This is a genomic window from Streptomyces sp. NPDC005706, assembly GCF_040631045.1.
GTDB lineage: Bacteria > Actinomycetota > Actinomycetes > Streptomycetales > Streptomycetaceae > Streptomyces.
In genome coordinates this window covers 513,692-532,930 of record NZ_JBEXYS010000003.1, presented here as the reverse complement: position 1 = coordinate 532,930, position 19,239 = coordinate 513,692, and the positions used below count along the sequence as shown (strand labels likewise).

15 protein-coding genes are annotated in these 19,239 nt (G+C 72.9%); 10 read left to right on the top strand and 5 right to left on the bottom strand.

Going from position 1 to position 19,239, the window contains the following annotated elements; translation table 11 throughout:
- Complete coding sequence (treZ, locus tag ABZ478_RS08850; protein ID WP_359546641.1) at positions 1-1,746, bottom strand: malto-oligosyltrehalose trehalohydrolase; 1,746 nt, start codon at positions 1,744-1,746, stop codon at positions 1-3.
- Positions 1,747-1,921: 175 nt separating this feature from the next.
- On the opposite strand from treZ, the gene ABZ478_RS08845 reads away from it, so the two are divergent.
- Both ABZ478_RS08845 and ABZ478_RS08840 read left to right on the top strand, forming a co-directional pair.
- The gene (locus ABZ478_RS08845; protein WP_359546639.1) at positions 1,922-2,482 is read left to right on the top strand and encodes a DUF1707 and FHA domain-containing protein; all 561 of its coding nucleotides are present in this window, start codon (positions 1,922-1,924) and stop codon (positions 2,480-2,482) included.
- A gap of 86 nt (positions 2,483-2,568) precedes the next feature.
- Complete coding sequence (locus tag ABZ478_RS08840; protein ID WP_359546637.1) at positions 2,569-2,982, top strand: SSI family serine proteinase inhibitor; 414 nt, start codon at positions 2,569-2,571, stop codon at positions 2,980-2,982.
- Between the two features lie 131 nt (positions 2,983-3,113).
- Here the strand turns inward: ABZ478_RS08840 and ABZ478_RS08835 are convergent, their stop codons facing one another.
- From ABZ478_RS08835 to glgX, 3 genes are all read right to left on the bottom strand, one after another.
- Positions 3,114-4,364 (bottom strand): M14 family zinc carboxypeptidase, encoded by a 1,251-nt coding sequence (locus ABZ478_RS08835; RefSeq protein WP_359546635.1) that lies wholly within the window; start codon positions 4,362-4,364, stop codon positions 3,114-3,116.
- A 112-nt stretch (positions 4,365-4,476) separates the two neighbouring features.
- Positions 4,477-6,846 carry a malto-oligosyltrehalose synthase gene (gene treY, locus ABZ478_RS08830; protein WP_359546633.1) on the bottom strand — a complete coding sequence of 790 codons (2,370 nt, stop codon included), beginning with the start codon at positions 6,844-6,846 and terminating at the stop codon, positions 4,477-4,479.
- A gap of 94 nt (positions 6,847-6,940) precedes the next feature.
- On the bottom strand, positions 6,941-9,082 hold the full coding sequence (gene glgX, locus ABZ478_RS08825; RefSeq protein ID WP_359546631.1) for a glycogen debranching protein GlgX: 2,142 nt from the start codon (positions 9,080-9,082) through the stop codon (positions 6,941-6,943).
- 196 nt (positions 9,083-9,278) lie between these two features.
- On the opposite strand from glgX, the gene ABZ478_RS08820 reads away from it, so the two are divergent.
- The 4 genes from ABZ478_RS08820 (at position 9,279) to ABZ478_RS08805 (ending at position 13,643) form a co-directional block, all read left to right on the top strand.
- A complete protein-coding gene (locus ABZ478_RS08820) occupies positions 9,279-10,097 on the top strand; it encodes a Tat pathway signal sequence domain protein (RefSeq protein ID WP_359546629.1) in 819 nt (272 codons plus the stop codon).
- Between the two features lie 57 nt (positions 10,098-10,154).
- Positions 10,155-11,471, top strand: a complete 1,317-nt coding sequence (locus ABZ478_RS08815; RefSeq protein WP_359546627.1) for a copper amine oxidase — start codon at positions 10,155-10,157, stop codon at positions 11,469-11,471.
- Positions 11,472-11,574: 103 nt separating this feature from the next.
- Positions 11,575-12,816, top strand: a complete 1,242-nt coding sequence (locus ABZ478_RS08810; RefSeq protein WP_358935286.1) for an SAV2148 family HEPN domain-containing protein — start codon at positions 11,575-11,577, stop codon at positions 12,814-12,816.
- 101 nt (positions 12,817-12,917) lie between these two features.
- The gene (locus tag ABZ478_RS08805) at positions 12,918-13,643 is read left to right on the top strand and encodes a 3'-5' exonuclease (protein ID WP_359546625.1); all 726 of its coding nucleotides are present in this window, start codon (positions 12,918-12,920) and stop codon (positions 13,641-13,643) included.
- Positions 13,644-13,899: 256 nt separating this feature from the next.
- Here the strand turns inward: ABZ478_RS08805 and ABZ478_RS08800 are convergent, their stop codons facing one another.
- Positions 13,900-14,763, bottom strand: coding sequence for an aminoglycoside phosphotransferase family protein (locus ABZ478_RS08800; protein ID WP_359546623.1), 864 nt, complete (start codon positions 14,761-14,763; stop codon positions 13,900-13,902).
- 158 nt (positions 14,764-14,921) lie between these two features.
- Here ABZ478_RS08800 and ABZ478_RS08795 point away from each other — a divergent pair, with 158 nt between their 5' ends.
- The 4 genes from ABZ478_RS08795 to mgt are packed head-to-tail and all read left to right on the top strand — an operon-like array spanning position 14,922 to position 19,220.
- The gene (locus tag ABZ478_RS08795) at positions 14,922-15,836 is read left to right on the top strand and encodes a sugar ABC transporter permease (RefSeq protein ID WP_358935181.1); all 915 of its coding nucleotides are present in this window, start codon (positions 14,922-14,924) and stop codon (positions 15,834-15,836) included.
- Positions 15,833-16,666: a carbohydrate ABC transporter permease gene (locus ABZ478_RS08790; RefSeq protein ID WP_358935184.1), complete on the top strand. Its 834-nt coding sequence runs from the start codon at positions 15,833-15,835 to the stop codon at positions 16,664-16,666. The genes ABZ478_RS08795 and ABZ478_RS08790 overlap by 4 nt, the downstream gene beginning before the upstream one ends.
- Positions 16,666-17,967 carry a sugar ABC transporter substrate-binding protein gene (locus ABZ478_RS08785; RefSeq protein WP_359546621.1) on the top strand — a complete coding sequence of 434 codons (1,302 nt, stop codon included), beginning with the start codon at positions 16,666-16,668 and terminating at the stop codon, positions 17,965-17,967. The genes ABZ478_RS08790 and ABZ478_RS08785 overlap by 1 nt, the downstream gene beginning before the upstream one ends.
- Before the next feature lie 56 nt (positions 17,968-18,023).
- The gene (mgt, locus tag ABZ478_RS08780; RefSeq protein WP_359546619.1) at positions 18,024-19,220 is read left to right on the top strand and encodes a macrolide-inactivating glycosyltransferase; all 1,197 of its coding nucleotides are present in this window, start codon (positions 18,024-18,026) and stop codon (positions 19,218-19,220) included.
- Positions 19,221-19,239: the final 19 nt, after the last annotated feature.

Here is a 19,239-nt window from a genome sequence, read left to right as displayed (position 1 = left end):
CTAGGGCTGGATCAGCACCACGCACGACTCCCCGGGCACCTGCAGCAGTCCGTCCGGGCCCGGCGCCCGCACCGGGTCCCACGCGGCGAGGACCTCCACCCGGCCGGTGCCCAGCGGGATCGCGGCCTCCTCCTTGCCCAGGTTCACCGCCACCCGGACGTCCCCGCGCCGGAACGCCAGCCAGCGTGCCCCGGCGTCGTGGGCCACCTTCGTGTCGGCGAGGTCGGGATCGGTCAGGTCCGGCTGCTCCCGGCGCAGCGCGATCAGCCGCCGGTACCAGGCCAGCACGCGCGCGTGCGGCTCGCTTTCCGGCTCCGACCAGTCGAGGCAGGACCGGTCCCGGGTCGCCGGGTCCTGCGGGTCCGGTACGTCCTCCTCGGCCCAGCCGTGCTGCGCGAACTCCCGGCGCCTGCCCCGCCGTACGGCCCCGGCCAGCTCCGGGTCCGTGTGGTCGGTGAAGAACTGCCAGGGGGTGCCCGCCGCCCACTCCTCGCCCATGAACAGCATCGGCGTGAACGGCGCGGTCAGCGTGAGGGCGGCCGCGCAGGCCAGCAGGCCGGGGGAGAGGTGTGCGGAGAGCCGGTCCCCCTGCGCCCGGTTGCCGATCTGGTCATGGGTCTGGCTGTAGCCCAGCAGCCGGTGCCCGGCCACCCGGGTCCGGTCCAGCGGCCGGCCGTGGACGCGCCCGCGGAAGCTCGAGTACGTCCCGTCGTGGAAGTAGCCCCCGGTGAGCGTCTTGGCGAGCGCGTCGAGGGGGTCCCGCGCGAAGTCGGCGTAGTACGCCTGGGACTCGCCGGTCAGCGCGGTGTGCACCGCGTGGTGGAAGTCGTCGTTCCACTGGGCGTGCAGTCCGAGACCGTTCTCCGCGCGCGGGGTGATGAACCGCGGGTTGTTCAGGTCCGACTCGGCGATCAGCGACAGGGGGCGGCCCAGTTCGCCCGCGAGGACGTCGACGGCCGCGGACAGCTCCTCCAGGAAGTGGCACGCGCGCGTGTCGTACAGCGCGTGCACGGCGTCCAGCCGCAGCCCGTCGAGCCGGTAGTCCCGCAGCCAGGCCAGCGCACTGCCCACCAGGAACGCGCGCACCTCGTCCGAGCCGGGCGCGTCCAGGTTCACCGCCGAGCCCCACGGCGTGTGGTGCGTGTCGGTGAAGTACGGCCCGAACAGGGGCAGATAATTGCCCGAAGGGCCCAGGTGGTTGTGCACGACGTCCAGGACCACGGCCAGACCGAGTTCGTGCGCCCGGTCCACGAACCGCTTCAGTGCCTCGGGGCCGCCGTACGGCTCGTGCACCGCCCACAGCGACACCCCCTCGTACCCCCAGCCGTGCCGCCCGGGGAACGGACACAGCGGCATCAACTCCACGTGGGTGACGCCCAGTTCGACCAGGTGTTCCAGCCGGGGCGCGGCCGCGTCCAGGGTGCCCTCGCGGGTGAACGTGCCCACGTGCAGTTCGTAGAGCACCGCCCCCGGCAGCCCGCGCCCCGCCCACGTGGCCCGCCACGCGTACCGCCCGTGGTCGACGACCGCGCTCAGGCCGTCCGGGCCGTCCGGTTGCCGGCGCGAGTGCGGGTCGGGCAGCACCGGTCCGTCGTCCAGCGCGAACCCGTACCGCGAGCCGTCCCGCGCCCCGGCCTCCCCCCGCCACCAGCCGGCTCGTTGCGGATCGCGCTCCAACGCGCCTGTCACGCCGTCGCAATGGAGCGTCACACGGTCTGCCTGCGGTGCCCACACCTCGAACTGCACGGACGGTTCCCCTTCGTCTGCTCACCGTGATGTAGCCACTCCATCGTGCCGCGAAAGCGATCAATCCGCTTTCGAATCCGGGCTTTCCCGGCGGGTGTCGCGCGGGTACGGGTACGTCGGCACCGTTTTCCCCGATTCTGGACACCGGGGGTTCACACCCCTGACAATCACCAGCGTGACGTCGTCCTTCGAGTTCCCCCTGCGACCCGCGCGGCCGTCCGACGCGGAGCGCGACAAGGCGCTGCGGGTGCTGCGGGAAGGCGTCGCCATGGGACGGCTGTCGCACGACACCTTCGTGCACCGCATGGAACTTGCCCTCGCCGCCCACGGCGCGGACGAACTCGCGGCCCTCACCGCCGACCTGCCCCGCGAGAACCGTTTCTCTCGCGTGCTGTTCGGCACCGTCGAGGCCGTTTCCGGCTTCTCCGTACGGCTGCGCCGGGCCTGGCAGGCCGAGCGGCTGCCCAAGCTGCTGCTGCCGCACCCGGCGGGCGGCCACCCGCTGCGCATCGGACGTGATCCCGCCAACGGGCTGCGCCTGAACCACGACACCGTCTCCCGGGTGCACGCCGAACTGCGCCGCCAGGGCGGCATGTGGATCCTCAGGGACCTCGGCTCCACCAACGGCACCACCGTCAACGGCCGCCGGGTGACCGGCGCCGTCGTGGTCCGCGAGGGCGACCAGGTCGCCTTCGGCCGGACCGTCTTCCGGCTGGCGGCACACCGGGACACCTGACCGGCCCCGCTCACGGCTCCGCCCGCGCGGTTCCGTTCGGGTGAGTGGGGGTGGGGAACGCGCGCCGCCGTGCCGATGCACCGGGCATGACGTACATCACCCGAGCGACCGCGGCCGCCGGCGCCGTGCTGGCCGCCGCCGGCCTCCTCCTCGCGGGACCGGCCCAGGCCGCCTCCCGCGCCACCCCGTCCGGCGACTGGCTCTACCTGACCGTCACCCACGGCGAGAGCCCTTCCACCGAATCCCACGGCACCCTGCTGCGGTGCGACCCGCCCCAGGGGCACCCGCACGCGGCCGCCGCCTGCGCCGGGCTCGCCGCCGCCGGCGGGGACATCGCGCGCATCCCGCGGAAGGACGTGTTCTGCCCGATGATCTACGCCCCCGTGACCGCCCGCGCGCACGGGGAGTGGAAGGGGCGGCCGGTCCAGTTCCAGGAGACGTACGCCGGTACGTGCGTCATGAACGCGCGCACGGGTTCCGTCTTCGCCCTGGACGAGTGACCCGGGCGGGACGGCCGGCCGGGCGGTACGGCGAACAGGGCGGACCGACCCGGTCGGACGCGACCCGCCCCGCGGACCGCCCGGGCGCGGGCGACGCGGACGCCGTACGCCGCCCGCGCCCCGGCGAAGTCTCACCCCGCCCGCTCCCGGGCCTGCTGAGCCGCCACCAGCACGGTCCGGGACTGGTGCTCCACCTGGTCCTCCAACGGCACCCAGCGGGCCTTGAAACGCGCCGCGTAGGCCTCGCACCAGAAGGCGACGAGCCGCTCCAGAGCGGGGACCGCCCGGTCGTCCGTCTCCCGCAGCACCCGCAGCAGCATCGCCGCCGCCCGCAGCGGCAGCCGCCGCCCGAAGGCGTCCACACTGCCGACGTAGGCCATCGTCGTGGCGGCCGGCGGGGTCTGGACCCAGTCCCGGGCCAGGCCCGGTATCAGGTCGAGCACCCAGCGCGCGGCCCGCAGCAGCGGCCCGTCCGTGTCCCCCAGCCGGGGCAGCGCGTCGTCGAACACCCGCTCGACCTCCAGCGCGTCCCGCAGCAGCCGCGCCGCCAGCCGCCGTATCGCCGCCGCCGGTGCCGGGTGCGGAGCGGGGTCACCCACCAGGTCGCTGGCCCACATCGGGACCTCCACCACCGCCGTCAGGCCGCCGTAGCGGTGGGCGTGGTACCAGGTGCTGCGCCGGGCGTCGTCCGGCAGGCTCGGGTAGGCGACGCCGCTGTCGGGGCCGGGCATCACGTGCACCCCGGGCCCCGAGGCGGGCCAGCCCGCCGCGTCCGAGGCGCCCGTCTCCACCGGTATGTGCAGCTCGGCCGCCGACTTGGCGAACGGCTCGGCGAGTCCCGGCACGTCCCTCGTCAACTGCACCCAGCTGCCGCCGAGATCGGTGCCGTGCAGCGTCACCTGGAGGTACGGGCGCACCTCGTCGATCACCCCGGTCAGGGCCCGCGTCTCGGGCGGCAGCAGGTCCGGCGGCAGCACCGCGGGCGACCACTCGGGCTGCTCCGCGCCCGTGGGCCGGTAGAACCCACGGTGGTAGTCGAGCAGGCTGCGCGGCGCCGGGGTGACATGCAGGCTCGCGCCGTCCGGGTCCGCGCACAGCAGGAAGTGCCAGGAGGTGCCCGCCCGCAACTCCGGTGCGTCCAGCACCCGTTCGGCCAGCGTCCGCAGGGTGCAGCCGCCCGTCGGTTCGTTGGCGTGGGCGCCCGCCACCACCAGCACCGCCCGGCGGGCGTGCCCCACCGACAACAGGTGCAGGGGCCGGCCGGCCCGCGAGGCGCCCACCTGCCTGAGCGCACACAGCCGGGGCTCCGTGGCGGCCAGCGCCCGGGCGGAGGCGACCAATTGGGGAACGCTGGGATAGCGCAGCTCCGGCAGGAGACTCACCCCCGACTTGTCCAACCGGCTTCGCCCTCCCAGTGCCGCACGGCGTGGGTGAACTGTCAAGAACGGCGCCGGGAGCCTCCCGGGGGCGCCCGGACGCGTTCACCGCCGCGCCTCAGCCCTCGCCGGTCCGCTCCAGCAGGGCCACCGGGAACGGGCCGAGAAGGTCCGCCACCGGCACGTGCCCGGTGAACTCACGCCCCGGGCCGAGCGCGTCCGCCCACCGCCCCGGCGGCAGCTCCAGCCGCGTCTCCCGCCAGCCGCCCGACTCCGCCAGCCGCAGCGACAGCCGGGTCACCGCCGTGACCACCTCACCCGAACGAGTGAACGCCAGGCAGTGCTCCGCGGCCGGTCCGTCCGCCGCCAGCGGGGCGTACGTCGCCGCCGTGCCGAACGCGCCGGGCCGGCGGGCGCGCAGCCGCAGCGCCGCCGCCGTCAGCGCGTCCTTCTCGCCGGGCACCGGAGGCGGGAACGGCACCGGCCGCCGGTTGTCCGGGTCGACCAGCGCCCGGTACTCGCTCTCCGTGCCCTGGTACAGGTCCGGCACCCCCGGCATCGTGAGCTGGACCAGCGCGGTGCCCAGGACGTTCGCCCGGATGTGCGGCTCCAGCGCCTTGCGCAGGGCGGCCACCCGCTCGCCGGGCGGCCCGCACGGCCCCGCCGTGAGGAAGGTAGCCACCGCCTCCTCGTACGGCGGCTCCTGCTCGGTCCAGCTCGTGTACATCCCGGCCTCGCGGACGTGCTTCAGCAGCGCCTCCCGGACCCGCTCCTCCTCCGCCGGGCCGAGCCCGAACACCGTCTGCCAGGCCGCCCAGGCGAGCTGCCCGTCGGGGGCGCCCTCCTCGGCCCGGGACACCTCGGCGAGCACCTTCGCCCAGCTGCCCGGGCACTCGGTGAGCACGGCCAGCGCGGCGCGCACGTCCGCGCTGCGCTTGGTGTCATGGGTGGTGACGACCGTGCCGGTGGCGGGCCAGTCGCGCTGCACGCGCGCGCAGTACGCGTGGAAGTCCTCCGGGGAGACCCCGGGCGAGCCCGGATCGCCGCCCACCTCGGCCGCCGACAGCAGGGGCACGTAGCGGTAGAACGCGGTGTCCTCCACGGCCTTGGCGCGCAGTGCCGACGCGGTCTGCGCGAACCGGGTGCGGAACTCCACCCGGTCGGCGTGGTCCGGGGCCGAGGCGTCGCCCGGGTCCCCGACGAGCAGCCGCCGCACGATGCCGACCGCGTCAGCCTCCTCGGGCACCACGAAGGCCAGCCGGGCCTCCTCGGCGGCCTGCTCGGTGATGACGGCGGAGGCGTCCTGGGAGACGTAGGGCCGGTAGACCCGCATCCGCACCAGCAGCTCCTCCACGGCCGTGCGCAGCGCCCACGGCGCCCGGTCGCGCAGCGACAGGTCCGGCGAGGCGGCGCACAGCCGGGCGGCCACCCGGGTGAGCCGGTCGGTCTCGGTGGCCAGTTCGTGCGTGAGCACCTTGTAGGCGGCCCGCCGGACGGTGGCGTCCCAGTTGCCGCCCCGGTCCGTCTGCGGAGCCGCGAACGCCCGGTAGCGGCCGAGCAGCTCGTAGGCCCCGGTACGGTCCGTGAACAGGCCGTCGACGTGGCGCAGGGCGTCGTAGCCCGTGGTGCCCGCCACCGGCCAGGAGGCGGGCAGGTGCTCGCCGTCGGCGAGGATCTTCTCCACCACGGTCCAGCGCCCGCCGGTGGCCTCGTGCAGCCGCCGCAGATAGGCGTCGGGGTCCGCGAGCCCGTCGGGGTGGTCGACGCGCAGCCCGTCGACCACGCCCTTGTGGAGGAGCTGGAGGATCTTGGCGTGGGTGGCGTCGAACACCTCCGGGTCCTCCACGCGCACCCCGATCAGCTCGGAGATGCTGAAGAAACGCCGGTAGTTCAGCTCGGTGCGGGCCAGCCGCCACCACACCGGGCGGTACCACTGCGCGTCCAGCAGCCGGGGCAGCGGGAGGTCCGCGGTGCCCTCGCGGAGCGGGAAGGCGTGGTCGTGGTAGCGCAGCACGTCCCCGTCGACCACCAGCCCGTCCAGCTCGGAGCCGGCCGGCCCGCCGAGCACCGGCAGCAGAACCCGGCCGCCCTGCGCCGCCCAGTCGATGTCGAACCAGCGCGCGTACGGCGACTCGGGCCCCTCGCGCAGCACCTCCCACAGGGCCCGGTTGTGCCGGGGCGCCATGGCCATGTGGTTCGGCACGATGTCCACCACCAGGCCCAGCCCGTGCTCGCGCGCGGTCCACGCCAGCGCGCGCAGCCCGTCCTCGCCGCCCAGTTCCCCGCGCACGCGCGCGTGGTCCACGACGTCGTATCCGTGCGTGGATCCGGGGACGGACTCCAGGACGGGGGACAGATGCAGGTGCGAGACGCCCAGCGACGCCAGGTACGGGACCGCCGCCGCGGCGGCGGCGAACGGGAACGAGGGCTGCAGTTGCAGCCGGTAGGTGGCGGTGGGTACCTCGGGTCCGGGTCGCGCAGCAGTCATGGAACCCTACGTACCCAGCGCGCCGGATTTCGTGTCATCCCCTGCGCACGTGGGGGGCGCACGCCGGAGTGCGCGCGCCCCCCACGGGCACGGTCTAGGTGGGCCGCTGCAGCACGGTCAGGCTGCGGTCCGGCAGGGTGACGCGGTCGCCGGCCGCCACCTTCGGGCCCGTGCCCGGCGGCACGCCGTCCGGGCGGGCCGTGTCGACGACCACCTGCCACTGCCGGCCGTGGTCGACCGGCACCTGGAACTCCAGCGCCTCGGGCGAGGCGTTGAACATCAGCAGGAAGGAGTCGTCGGTGATCCGCTCGCCACGCGGACCGGGCTCGGAGATGGCGTTGCCGTTCAGGAATACCGTCAGCGCGGACGCGGGCGCCGAGTCCCAGTCCCGCTGGGTCATCTCGCTGCCCTCGGGGGTGAACCAGGCCACGTCGGACAGCTCGTCGCGGGTGCCCTCCACCGGCCGCCCGTGGAAGAAGCGCCGCCGCCGGAACACCGGGTGGTCCCGGCGCAGCCACACCATCGCGCGGACGAACTCCAGCAGGTCCTCCTCGGCGGACGCGTCCTGCGCGGGCGCCTTCTCCACGGGCTCCGGCCACCGGAGCCAGGACACCTCGTTGTCCTGGCAGTAGGCGTTGTTGTTGCCGCGCTGGGTGCGGGCGAACTCGTCCCCGTGGCTGATCATCGGCACGCCCTGGGACAGCATCAGCGTGGCGAGGAAGTTGCGCATCTGGCGGGCGCGCAGCCCCAGTACCCCCGGGTCCTCGGTCTCGCCCTCCGCCCCGCAGTTCCAGGACCGGTTGTGGCTCTCACCGTCCCGGTTCTCCTCCCCGTTGGCCTCGTTGTGCTTGTCGTTGTAGGCGACGAGGTCGTGCAGGGTGAACCCGTCGTGGCAGGTCACGAAGTTGATCGAGGCGAGCGGGCGGCGGCCGTCGTCCTGGTAGAGGTCGGAGGAGCCGGTCAGCCGGGAGGCGAACTCCGCGAGCGCCCGCGGCTCACCCCGCCAAAGGTCCCGGACGGTGTCGCGGTACTTGCCGTTCCACTCGGTCCACAGCGGCGGGAAGTTGCCCACCTGGTAGCCGCCCTCGCCCACGTCCCACGGCTCGGCGATCAGCTTCACCTGGGAGACCACCGGGTCCTGCTGCACCAGGTCGAAGAACGACGACAGCCGGTCCACCTCGTGGAACTGCCGCGCCAGGGTGGCGGCCAGGTCGAAGCGGAAGCCGTCCACGTGCATCTCGGTGACCCAGTACCGCAGCGAGTCCATGATGAGCTGGAGCACGTGCGGGGACCGCATGAGCAGCGAGTTCCCGGTGCCCGTGGTGTCCATGTAGTAGCGCGGATCGTCCGTGAGGCGGTAGTACGACGGGTTGTCGATGCCCTTGAAGGACAGCGTCGGGCCCAGGTGGTTGCCCTCGGCCGTGTGGTTGTAGACGACGTCCAGGATCACCTCGATCCCGGCCTCGTGCAGCGCCCGCACCGCCGACTTGAACTCCAGCACCTGCTGGCCGCGGTCGCCCCAGGACGCGTAGGCGTTGTGCGGGGCGAAGAAGCCGATGGTGTTGTAGCCCCAGTAGTTGTTCAGGCCCATGTCGACCAGCCGGTGGTCGTTCACGAACTGGTGTACGGGCATCAGCTCGAGCGCCGTCACCCCGAGCTTGGTCAGGTGTTCGATGATCGCCGGATGGGCGAGCGCCGCGTACGTGCCGCGCAGCTCCTCCGGCAGCCCGGGATGGGTCATCGTCAGGCCCTTCACATGGGCCTCGTAGATCACCGTGTGGTGGTAGTCGGTGCGCGGCGGCCGGTCGTCGCCCCAGTCGAAGTACGGGTTGATCACCACCGAGGTCATGGTGTGCGGCGCCGAGTCGAGGTCGTTGCGTTCGTCCGGGGCCCCGAAGTGGTAGCCGTACACCTCCTCGCCCCACGACACGGCCCCGCTGACCGCCTTCGCGTACGGATCGAGCAGCAGCTTCGCCGAGTTGCAGCGCAGCCCGCGCGCGGGGTCGTACGGGCCGTGCATCCGGAACCCGTACCGCTGTCCCGGCATCACTCCCGGCAGGTACGCGTGCCGCACGAACGCGTCGCTCTCGCGCAGTTCCACCGCCGTCTCCGAGCCGTCGTCGTGCAGCAGACACAGCTCTACTCGGTGCGCGGCCTCCGTGAAGACCGCGAAGTTGGTTCCGGCGCCGTCGTACGTGGCGCCGAGCGGATACGCCTCTCCAGGCCAGACCTGCATGACCACGACTCTTCCAGGTGTGCGGCCCCGCTGGGGGCGCGTTGGCTGCGAGTCTCCCCGAAAGTGAGGGAACCTCCCGAGACTTACTGCCCTCTTACGGGCCGACCAGTGCATACGGCGACTCGTGTACCCGCCGTGTGCCGAATCAGTGGGGATACACGTACTCCCGGGGATCTTGGGGGAGTAGGGGGCAGATGTGCGCGAGACAGTGCACCGACATCTCGGCAAGGTGGTGGCCGGCGCGGCCCTGGCGGTGGCCGGGACCGCTGTGATGGTGGCGGTCACCCTTCCTGGCACGGCGGGGGCCGACGAAACGGGAGGGAACAAGGGCGGCGGCGGCACACCGGCCGCCCAGCAGGCGGGGCAGGGACCGGGCGAGGTCCCGCCGGGCGTCGTGAAGCAGGCGCCGGCCGAGGGGAAGAAGGGCACGGGCCGCGACCCGCTGACCGACGACGAGATCCGGCGGGTCGAGAGCATCGCCCTGAGCGGGCGGATGCTCAGCGCCGGTGAGAACGTCGACGGGCAGCGGGGCCCGCAGCGCCTGAGCGTCGACCTGGCCGACCCGGAGGCGGACGAACTCGACGACCCGGGAGCGCCGCGCCGGGCCGACGTGAGCTTCTACGACTACAAGAGCGACGCGCTCATCACCAGGACGGTGGACCTGGGGACCGGCAAGGTCGTCAGCAGTGTCACCAGCCAGGGCGTCCAGCCGCCGCTGAGCCGGGACGAGAACGCCGAGGCGGCCAGGCTGCTGATCGCCGACCCGCTCGGCGCGGGCCTCAAGGCGGACTACCGGGACGCCACCGGCCACGAGCTGACCTCCCCGGACCAGCTCCGGCTCAACGGCGCCGTCTACCGCGCCACCCCGGGCGGGCAGCCGGCCGTGCTCGACAAGTGCGGCGAGCACCGCTGCGTGCGGCTGTTCCCGAAGGTCAAGAACGGCCCCTGGATCGACGCCAGGTGGCTGGTCGTCGACCTCAGCGCCCGCAAGGTCGGCCGGCTCGCACGCCACTGAGCCTGGCAGCCCGTCCACCTTTCCGACTCGCATCTCCTGCAAGGGAGCCACTTCTTCATGCGTGAGAACAGAATCAGTCATGCCCGCACGCGCGCGGCCGTCGGCCTCACCGTGGCCGCCCTGGCCGCCGGCGTGACGGCCGGCGCCGGACCGGCCGCCGCCCGGCCGCAGGCCGCCCCGGCCGCCGCCGCGGACTGCAGCGCCGCCTACAAGATCGAGCAGAAGCTCTCCAGCGGCACCACCTGGCGGATGTGCTGGCGCTACGACAGCAAGGCCGGCCTGGTCCTGGAGAACGTCTCCTACCAGCCCAAGGGCGAGCCCAAGCCGATCAAGGTCCTCAACAGCGCCCGCCTCGCCCAGATCGACGTCCCCTACGACGACGGCAGTGTCGAGTACGACGACCTGACCGGCTTCGGCTTCGCCCAGGGCCTGGTGAACCTGGCGCCCGGCGAGTGCCCCGGCGGCACCATCAGGACCGTCCGCGTCCCCGACTCCTGGGACCCGGACCACCCGGACGTCAAGGGCCTGTGCACCACCACGCGTTCGCGCGGCCACGCCTACCGCATGCAGGGCGACACGGCCAACAAGGTCTTCCAGGCACAGGGCAAGGACCTGCTCGTCTACACGGTCAACCAGGTCGGCTGGTACGAGTACATGACCGAGTGGCGCTTCCAGGACGACGGCACCGTCAACATGAACGTCGGCGCCACCGGCAGCCTCTCCTACGAGGACTACGACGCCGGCGACGGCCGCGGCTGGCCCATCGGCAAGGGCGCCAAGGCCTACGCCACCAGCCACAGCCACAACGTCTTCTGGCGGCTGGACTTCGGGCTCGACGGTTCCTCGAAGACCAAGGTCGAGCAGTACGACTCGGCCGTCACCGCGCCCGCCCCCGGCCGGCAGGCGCCCACCGCCAAGACCACCCGCACCAAGGTCACCAAGGAACTCGCGGGCGACTCCAAGACCTACCGCTGGTGGCGGGTGGTCAGCGCGACCGGCAAGAACAAGGACGGGCACGCGCGTTCGTACGAGATCGTCCCCGGCCCGACCACGAGGTACCCGGGCCGCAGCTTCACCAAGCACGACGTGTACTTCACCGAGTACAACAAGTGCGAGCAGTTCGCGAGCAACAACCCGAACTGCGCCCGTGGTTACCCGAAGACCGTGGACAAGTGGGTCAACGGCCAGACGCTCACTCACCCGGTCGTCTGGATGAACGTGGGCTTCCACCACATAGCCCGGGACGAGGACCAGCAGCCCATGCCGATCCACTGGCAGGGCTTCGCCATCGCACCACGTGACGTCACTGCTATGAATCCGCTCACTCCGGACGAGCTCTCATGGCAGAACGGCCACTGGCGCCCGCGTAGTTGAGAAACCGACCTGTCCATCCGGCTGCATCGCCGACCGCTCCCGGAGTACCCTTCCTTGATCGTTGACGTGGGGAAGGCCCGGGGTGGCGGAAGGCGGTGCGCGGGTGGGCTCGGGAGGGCTGGAGCTGCCCCCTGGTGACGAGGGTCACGAGGGGAACTCCACAGACGTCCCGCCCGGCGCGGTGTCCCTGGCCCGCCCGATGGACGCCACGGGGTCCATCGGGCCGGAGCTGGACTGGGACACCGACGCCTGGCTCGAGGTGCGCGTCCGCGCCCAGCGGGCGGGCCGGGCCTACATCTGGCTGAACCTGGTCGAGCAGCGGCTGCGCGCGGTCGTGGCCGCCGTGCTGCGGCCCATCTACGAACCCGTCCACGGCGACGACTGGGTGGTGGCCGCGGCCGGTCCCGCCGGGCAGGAGTGGGTGCAGCGGGCGGCCGCCGTCCGCGAGGTCAGCCGCCGCAAGGGCTACCTGCTCGACCCGGCCGACGACAACGTGCTCAGCTTCCTCACACTGCCGCAGCTGCGGGAGCTGATGGTGCAGCACTGGCCGTGCTTCGCGCCGTACTTCGACGAGCGCCGGGACGTCGAACTCGCCCTGGACGAGCTGGAGGTGACCCGCAACGTCGTCTCCCGTAACCGGGCCCTGTCCGAGGCGGTGCTGAACCAGGCCGAGCGGGCCTCGGCCCGGCTGCTGGAGATGCTCGGCACGGGCGGTGACGTGCCCTCCGCGCGGCGGCTGCCGGTCGACGCGGTGGAGGACCTGGTCGGCGACCGGTACGCGGACGTCGTCGCCGTCCACCCCGACCGGGTGCGGCTCATGCGCCAGTTCCCGGCCGAGGACCTGTTCGGGGGCGCCCGCCGGCTCGACGCCATCGGCATAGGGCTCAACCTGCTGGTGCAGAACTTCTCCGGCCGCCGGCTGGTCCGGCTCGCCGAGTCCGGCTGCCGGGTGCGGCTGCTCTTCCTCAACCCGGCATCCAGCGCGGTCAAGCGCCGGGAGCGCGAACTCGGGATGAAGCGGGGTGAACTGAGCCGGTCCGTCGAGATGAACATCCTGCACATGCGCCGGGTGCGGTCCCGGCTGCGCGACCCCGGGGCCTTCGAGATCCAGGTCTACGACGAGACGCCCCGCTTCACCGCCTACCTCGTGGACGGCGACGGCGCGGACGGCATCGCCGTGGTGCAGTCCTATCTGCGCGGGGCCCGCGGGATGGAGTCGCCGGTGCTGGTGCTGCGAGGCGGTGGCAAGGTGCTCAAGTCGGACGACATGGGTGATGCCGGTATCTTCCCCACGTACCGTGAGGAATTCGAGCTGTCCTGGGCCGATTCGCGCCCCGTGTCCTGAACTGTCCGTGCGGGCAAGCGGAACGCGGTCCTCGGATTGTCAGTGCCGCGTGCGATGGTGGGAGCCACTGGGGGAAAGCACCACAAGAAGGGGGGCCGCCCATGGGCTGGCACCGGGAGCCGCTGATCGGCTTCGACCTGGAAACCACGGGCACGGACCCGCACGAGGCGCGCATCGTCACCGGCGCGGTCATAGAGGTCAGGGCCGGTGAGCCCTTGGGGCGCCGGGAATGGCTGGCGGATCCGGGCGTGGAGATCCCGGCCGACGCGGTCGCGGTGCACGGCATCAGCAACGAACGGGCGACGGCCGAGGGCCGCCCGGCCGACCAGGTGGCCGACGCCATCGCGGACGTGCTGGTGTCGTACTGGCAGACGGGTGTTCCGGTGGTCGCCTACAACGCGGCCTTCGACCTCACCCTGCTCTCCGCCGAACTGCGCCGCCACGGCCTGCCGTCCCTCTCCGACCGACTGGGCGGCGCGTTCCCCGCCCCGGTGATCGACCCCTACACCATCGACCGCTGGGTCGACCGGTACCGCCGTGGCAAACGGAACCTGGAGGCGGTCTGCGCGGAGTACGGCGTAGTCCTCGACGCGGCCCACAACGCCTGCGCCGACGCCTTGGCCGCGGCCCGCCTCGCCTCCGCGATAGCCACCCGCCACCCCAAGATCGCCGCCCTCGGCCCGGCGGAACTCCACACCCGCCAGATCGACTGGTACGCCGCATGGGCAGCCGACTTCCAGTCCTTCCTGCGCCGCAAGGGTGACGAGACAGCGGTGATCGACGGCACCTGGCCGATCCGCCACCTCCCGGACAACCTGCCGGCGTAGCCGCGGGCAGCCATGTCACCCGGCCGCGGACGGCCGGGCTCGCGCAACCGTGGGTACTGGACCCGCCCGGCTGCGGGCATGCGTGCCTCCCCCAGTGCCTCAAGGGCCTGGGGGGACCCCCAGGGCGGCACGGCTAGGCGCGGCGGCACCCCGTAAGCGCCGGGCCGCGCGACACCGTGACCTCAGCACCAGCACCGGGCACCGACGAACGCCGGGCCACCGCGCCCCCGTGACAGGGGCGTCAACACCCGCCCCCTCAGAACGGATACCACCGCACAGCCTCGTCCCCGTCGCGCAACGACCCCACCCGGCGCCGGAACTCCGCCAGCGCCTTCGGGTTGCCGGCCGCGTGCTGGGCCACCCACGCGCAGCTCGCCGTCTCCCGGGCGCCCCGCAGCACCGAGCACCCCTCCCACTCGCGCACATCCCAGCCGTACGCCGAGACGAAGGAGTCGTACGCCTGCGCGGGCAGCCCGTAGCGGTCCCGGGACAGGGCCATCACCACCAGATCGTGCTCACGCAGATCCGCGGAGAAGGTCTCCAGGTCGACCAGCACCGGCCCGTCGGGCCCCACGTGCACATTGCGGGTCAGCGCGTCCCCGTGGATCGGCCCCGGAGTCAGACGGGGCGTCAGCGCCGCCGCCGCGGCCGCGAACCCGTCCCTGCGCTCGCGCAGATAGGCCGCGTCCTCCGGGTCGATCGCCCCGCCCGCGAGCCGCAGCCAGCGCTCCACACCGCCCAGCAGTTCCCGGGGCGGCAGCGCGAAGGGCGGCGCGGGCAGCGCGTGCACGGTGCGCAGCAGCCCGGCCAGATCACGGGGCTCGGCGGGCCGCACGGCATCCGGCAGCCGGTGCCACACGGTCACCGGGTGCCCGTCCACCAGCAGGGGCTCGGGCTCGGCCGCCCGCACCGCGGGCACGCCCGCCCCGGCCAGCCAGCCGGCGATGTCCAGCTCGCGCCGGGCCCGGTCCAGCAGCTCGGCGTCACGGCCCACCTTGACCACCAGCTCACCGGCCGCGAACACCGCGTTCTCGCCGAGGGCGATGAGCCGTGCGTCTCCGGCAGGGCCCGGCAGTACCTTCGCCGCGGCCAGTACGTCCCGCGCCCGTGCCTCGTCCATCGTCCGCCTCCGTGCCCTCTCCGTACCGTCCCGGCCGTCATGGCCCGCGGCCAGTCTCCCATTCGCACAGGTCGGGCCAGGTGCGCGGTGCCTTGACGGAGTTCCGCGCCTTTACGAACATGAACACGCCAATGAGATCGGGCAGAGGGGCTGATCGCATGACAGCAGTGGCCGAGGCACGGCGGCCGGCCGGTCGTGCCGCCACCCGCGACCACGGCGCCTGGTTCCTGGTCCTGCCCGCCCTGATCCCGATCCTCCTGCTGAGCGTGGGCCCGCTGCTCTACGGCATCGCGCTGGCGTTCACCGACGCCCAGTCCGGCCGGACGACGGCCACCGCCTGGATCGGCGCCCTCAACTTCCGGGACCTGCTGCACGACACGCTGTTCTGGGAGTCGTTCCGGATCGGGCTGGTGTGGGCGGCCGGGGTGACCGTGCCGCAGTTCCTGCTGGCGCTCGGCCTCGCCCTGCTGCTCGATCAGGACCTGCGGCTGCGCCGGTTCGCCCGGGCGCTCGCGATCGTCCCCTGGGCCATGCCCGAGGTCGTCGTCGGCATCATGTGGCGGCTGGTCTACAACCCAGACGCCGGCGTCCTCAACGAGACCCTGCGCGACCTCGGCCTCGGCGGCGGCCGGGACTGGCTGAGCGGGCTGGCCACCGCGCTGCCCGCCGTCATCGTCGTCGGCGTCTGGGCGGGCATGCCGCAGACCACGGTGGCCCTCCTCGCCGGTCTCCAGAACACCCCGCGCGAACTGCGCGAGGCCGCGGCGGTGGACGGCGCCGGCGCCTGGCGCCGGTTCCGCGCGGTCACCTGGCCCGCCCTGAGACCGGTGGCCCTCGCGATCACCGCGCTCAACCTCATCTGGAACCTCAACTCCTTCGCCCTGGTGTACGTCCTCACCAGTGGCGGACCCGGCGGAAAGACCCGGCTGCCCATGCTGTTCGCCTACGAGGAGGCCTTCCGCTACGGCCAGTTCGGCTACGCGGCGGCGATGGGATGCGTCCTGGTCGCGGTCGTCTCCGTCCTGCTCGCGGTGTTCCTCGTGGGCAGGCTGCGGGGAGGCGAGGACGCATGAGGACCCGTCCCGCGGCCCGCGCCGGTCAGTACGCCGCTCTGCTCGCCTATCTCGTCTTCCTCGCCTTCCCGCTGCTGTGGCTGCTGTCCACCGCCTTCAAGCCGCCCCGCGAGCTGGGCAGTCTCCATCCCACCTGGATCCCGCGCCACCCCACCCTGGCCAACTTCCGGCAGGCCTTCGACGAGCAGCCGTTGCTGCACGCCGCGCTGAACTCCCTGCTGGTGGCGCTCGGGGCCGCCGTCGTCGCCGTGCTGATCGCGACCCCGATGGCGTACGTCATGGCGCGGCACCGCTCGGCGCTGTCCCGGGCGGCCACCGGATGGGTGGTGGTCAGCCAGGCGTTCCCGTTCGTGCTGGTGATCATCCCGCTGTTCCTGCTGCTGAAGCACCTGCGGCTGATCGACTCGCTGGTGGGGCTGGTCCTGGTGTACGTGGTGTGGGCGCTGCCGTTCGCGCTGTGGATGCTCGTCGGACACGTCCGGGCCGTGCCCGCCGAGCTGGAGGAGGCGGCGGCCGTCGACGGCGCCGGCCGACTGCGGACGCTGGTGTCGGTGACCGCGCCGCTGCTGGCGCCCGGGATCGCGGCGACGGCGCTGTTCGCGTTCGTCACCGCCTGGAACGAGTTCTTCTTCGCGCTGGTCCTGCTGAAGAGCCCCGGCAGGCAGACCCTCCCGGTCGTCCTCACCCACTTCATCGGCGCGGAGGGCGTCGCCGACCTCGGTCCGCTGGCCGCCGCCGCGTTCCTGGCCACGCTGCCCTCCCTGCTCGTCTTCGCCCTCGTCCAGCGCCGGATCACGGGCGGTCTGCTCGAAGGGGCGGTGAAGAACTGATGCGGCAACCGCGCGGAGCCGGCCGGGGAAGGACGGCCACGGCACTCCTCGTCCTGCTGCTCCTCCTCGCGGGCTGTTCCGGGACGGGCCACGGGCGGGGCGGCCCGGTCACCCTGCGCTTCCAGTCCCTGGCCTGGCAGCAGGAGTCCGTGGCCGCCAACAAGGAGCTGGTGAAGGAGTGGAACGCCGCCCATCCGGACATCAAGGTCGAGTACGTCCAGGGCAGTTGGGACAGTGTGCACGACCAGCTCCTCACCTCCTTCGAGGGCGGTGAGGCCCCGGACGTCATCCACGACGCCTCCGACGACCTCGCCGACTTCGCGTACGGCGGCTACCTCGCCGATCTCACCGGCCTGCTGCCGGCCAGGCTCAAGTCGGACATCCCGCGCCGCAGTTGGCGGGCGGCCACCTTCGGGGACGGCGTCTACGGAGTGCCCTTCCTCCAGGAGCCCCGGGTGCTGATCGCCAACGCCGCCTGGCTGCGCTCGGCGGGAGTGCGCATCCCGACCGCCGGGCACCCCTGGAGCTGGACCGAGTTCCGGCAGGTCGCCGAGCGGCTCAGCGGAGCCGGCAAGTACGGCGTGGCCTGGCCGCTGAAGGAACCCGTCTCCGCCACGCTCAACCTCTCGCTCGCGGCGGGCGGGCGGCTCTTCCACCGGGGCGCCGACGGAAAGGTGACCGTCCGGTTCGGCGCCGGTGACGCGGTCGTACCGCGCACGGTCCACGACCAGGTCGCCGTCGACCACAGCGCTCCTGCCTCGACGCTGGGCAGCGGCGGCTCCGACACCCTGCCCGGCTTCTTCGGCGGCCGGTACGCGATGGTCCCGCTGGGCTTCTCCTACCGCCAGCAGATCGCGCAGCAGGCGCCGAAGGGCTTCGACTGGCAGGTGCTGCCCGCGCCGGCCGGCGCCGGCGGGCTCACCCAGGGCGTCAGCCCGCAGACCCTGTCCGTCGCCGCCGACTGCCCGCACAAGAAGGAGGCCGCCGAGTTCATCGACTTCCTGCTGCGGCCGCGGAACATGGTCCGCCTCGCCCTCGGCGACTGGATGCTGCCCACCGGCACCGAGGCCCTGAAGGACCCCGCCCTGCACACCGCGGAGAACGGCTGGGCCACCGGCACCGCACTCGCGGCCCACCTGCGCCCGGCTCCCGCCCAGTCCGTGCGCGGCTACCCGGAGTGGAAGGACAAGGTCGCCACCCCCGCCTTCCAGGAGTACTACAGCGGCTCCATCGGCCTGGCCGGCCTGCGGGAACGCCTGGAACGGGACGGCAACCTGGTGCTGGCCCGCTACCAGCGCTGAGCCGGCGGGCGTAATTCGTTTGAACGAGACGTCTCGTCTCGTTTAGCCTCGTCGTCATGACCGCTCCCGCCCATATCGCCATGTTCTCCATCGCCGCCCACGGCCATGTGAACCCGAGCCTCGAAGTGATCCGTGAACTCGTCGCCCGCGGCCACCGGGTCACGTACGCCATTCCGCCGGTCTTCGCCGAGAAGGTGGCCGCGACCGGTGCCCGGCCCGTGCTCTACACCTCCACGCTGCCCGGCCCCGACGCCGATCCCGAGGCCTGGGGGAGCACCCTGCTGGACAACGTGGAGCCCTTCCTGAACGACGCCGTCCAGGCGCTCCCGCAGCTCATCGCGGCCTACGAGGGCGACGAACCGGACCTGGTGCTCCACGACATCACCTCCTACCCGGCCCGCGTGCTCGCCCACCGCTGGGGCGTCCCGGCGGTCTCCCTCTCCCCGAACCTCGTCGCCTGGGACGGCTACGAGGAGGAGGTCGCCGAGCCGATGTGGGCGGAGCCCCGGAAGACCGAGCGAGGCCAGGCCTACTACGCCCGGTTCCGGGCCTGGCTCGCGGAGAACGGGATCACGCGGCACCCGGACTCGTTCGCCGGTCGTCCCGACCGCTCGCTCGTCCTCATCCCCAAGGCGCTCCAGCCGCACGCCGACCGCGTCGACGAGCGGGTGTACAGCTTCGTCGGCGCCTGCCAGGGCGACCGGGCCGACCAGGGCGACTGGCAGCGGCCCGCCGGCGCCGAGAAGGTGGTCCTCGTCTCCCTCGGCTCGACGTTCACCAAGCAGCCCGCCTTCTACCGCGAGTGCGTCCGCGCCTTCGGTGACCTGCCCGGCTGGCACCTGGTCCTGCAGATCGGCAGCCAGGTGACCGCGCAGGAGCTGGGCGACGTACCCGCGAACGTGGAAGTCCGCGGGTGGGTGCCGCAGTTGGCGATCCTGCGGCAGGCCGACCTGTTCGTCACGCACGCCGGCGCCGGAGGCAGCCAGGAGGGGCTGGCCACCGCCACGCCGATGATCGCCGTACCGCAGGCCGTGGACCAGTTCGGCAACGCCGATGTGCTCCAGTCCCTCGGCGTGGCCCGGCACCTGCCCACCGAGGAGGCCACCGCCGACCGCCTCCGCGAGACCGCCCTGGCCCTCACCGGCGACCCCGAGGTCGCCCGGCGGCTGAAGGAGATCCAGGCGGAGATGTCCGAGGAGGGCGGCACCCGGCGCGCGGCCGACCTGATCGAGGCGGAGCTGCCCGCCCGCTGAGCACGGACAGGGGCCCGTC

Bases quoted from the DNA above. Each gene is read 5' to 3' on its own strand.
- ABZ478_RS08790 (WP_358935184.1), top strand. From the start codon at position 15,833: ATGAGGACCCGTCCCGCGGCCCGCGCCGGTCAGTACGCCGCTCTGCTC.
- ABZ478_RS08805 (WP_359546625.1), top strand. From the start codon at position 12,918: ATGGGCTGGCACCGGGAGCCGCTGATCGGCTTCGACCTGGAAACCACG.
- ABZ478_RS08785 (WP_359546621.1), top strand. From the start codon at position 16,666: ATGCGGCAACCGCGCGGAGCCGGCCGGGGAAGGACGGCCACGGCACTC.
- ABZ478_RS08840 (WP_359546637.1), top strand. From the start codon at position 2,569: ATGACGTACATCACCCGAGCGACCGCGGCCGCCGGCGCCGTGCTGGCC.
- ABZ478_RS08800 (WP_359546623.1), bottom strand. From the start codon at position 14,763: ATGGACGAGGCACGGGCGCGGGACGTACTGGCCGCGGCGAAGGTACTG.
- ABZ478_RS08795 (WP_358935181.1), top strand. From the start codon at position 14,922: ATGACAGCAGTGGCCGAGGCACGGCGGCCGGCCGGTCGTGCCGCCACC.
- glgX (WP_359546631.1), bottom strand. From the start codon at position 9,082: ATGCAGGTCTGGCCTGGAGAGGCGTATCCGCTCGGCGCCACGTACGAC.
- treY (WP_359546633.1), bottom strand. From the start codon at position 6,846: ATGACTGCTGCGCGACCCGGACCCGAGGTACCCACCGCCACCTACCGG.
- mgt (WP_359546619.1), top strand. From the start codon at position 18,024: ATGACCGCTCCCGCCCATATCGCCATGTTCTCCATCGCCGCCCACGGC.
- ABZ478_RS08815 (WP_359546627.1), top strand. From the start codon at position 10,155: ATGCGTGAGAACAGAATCAGTCATGCCCGCACGCGCGCGGCCGTCGGC.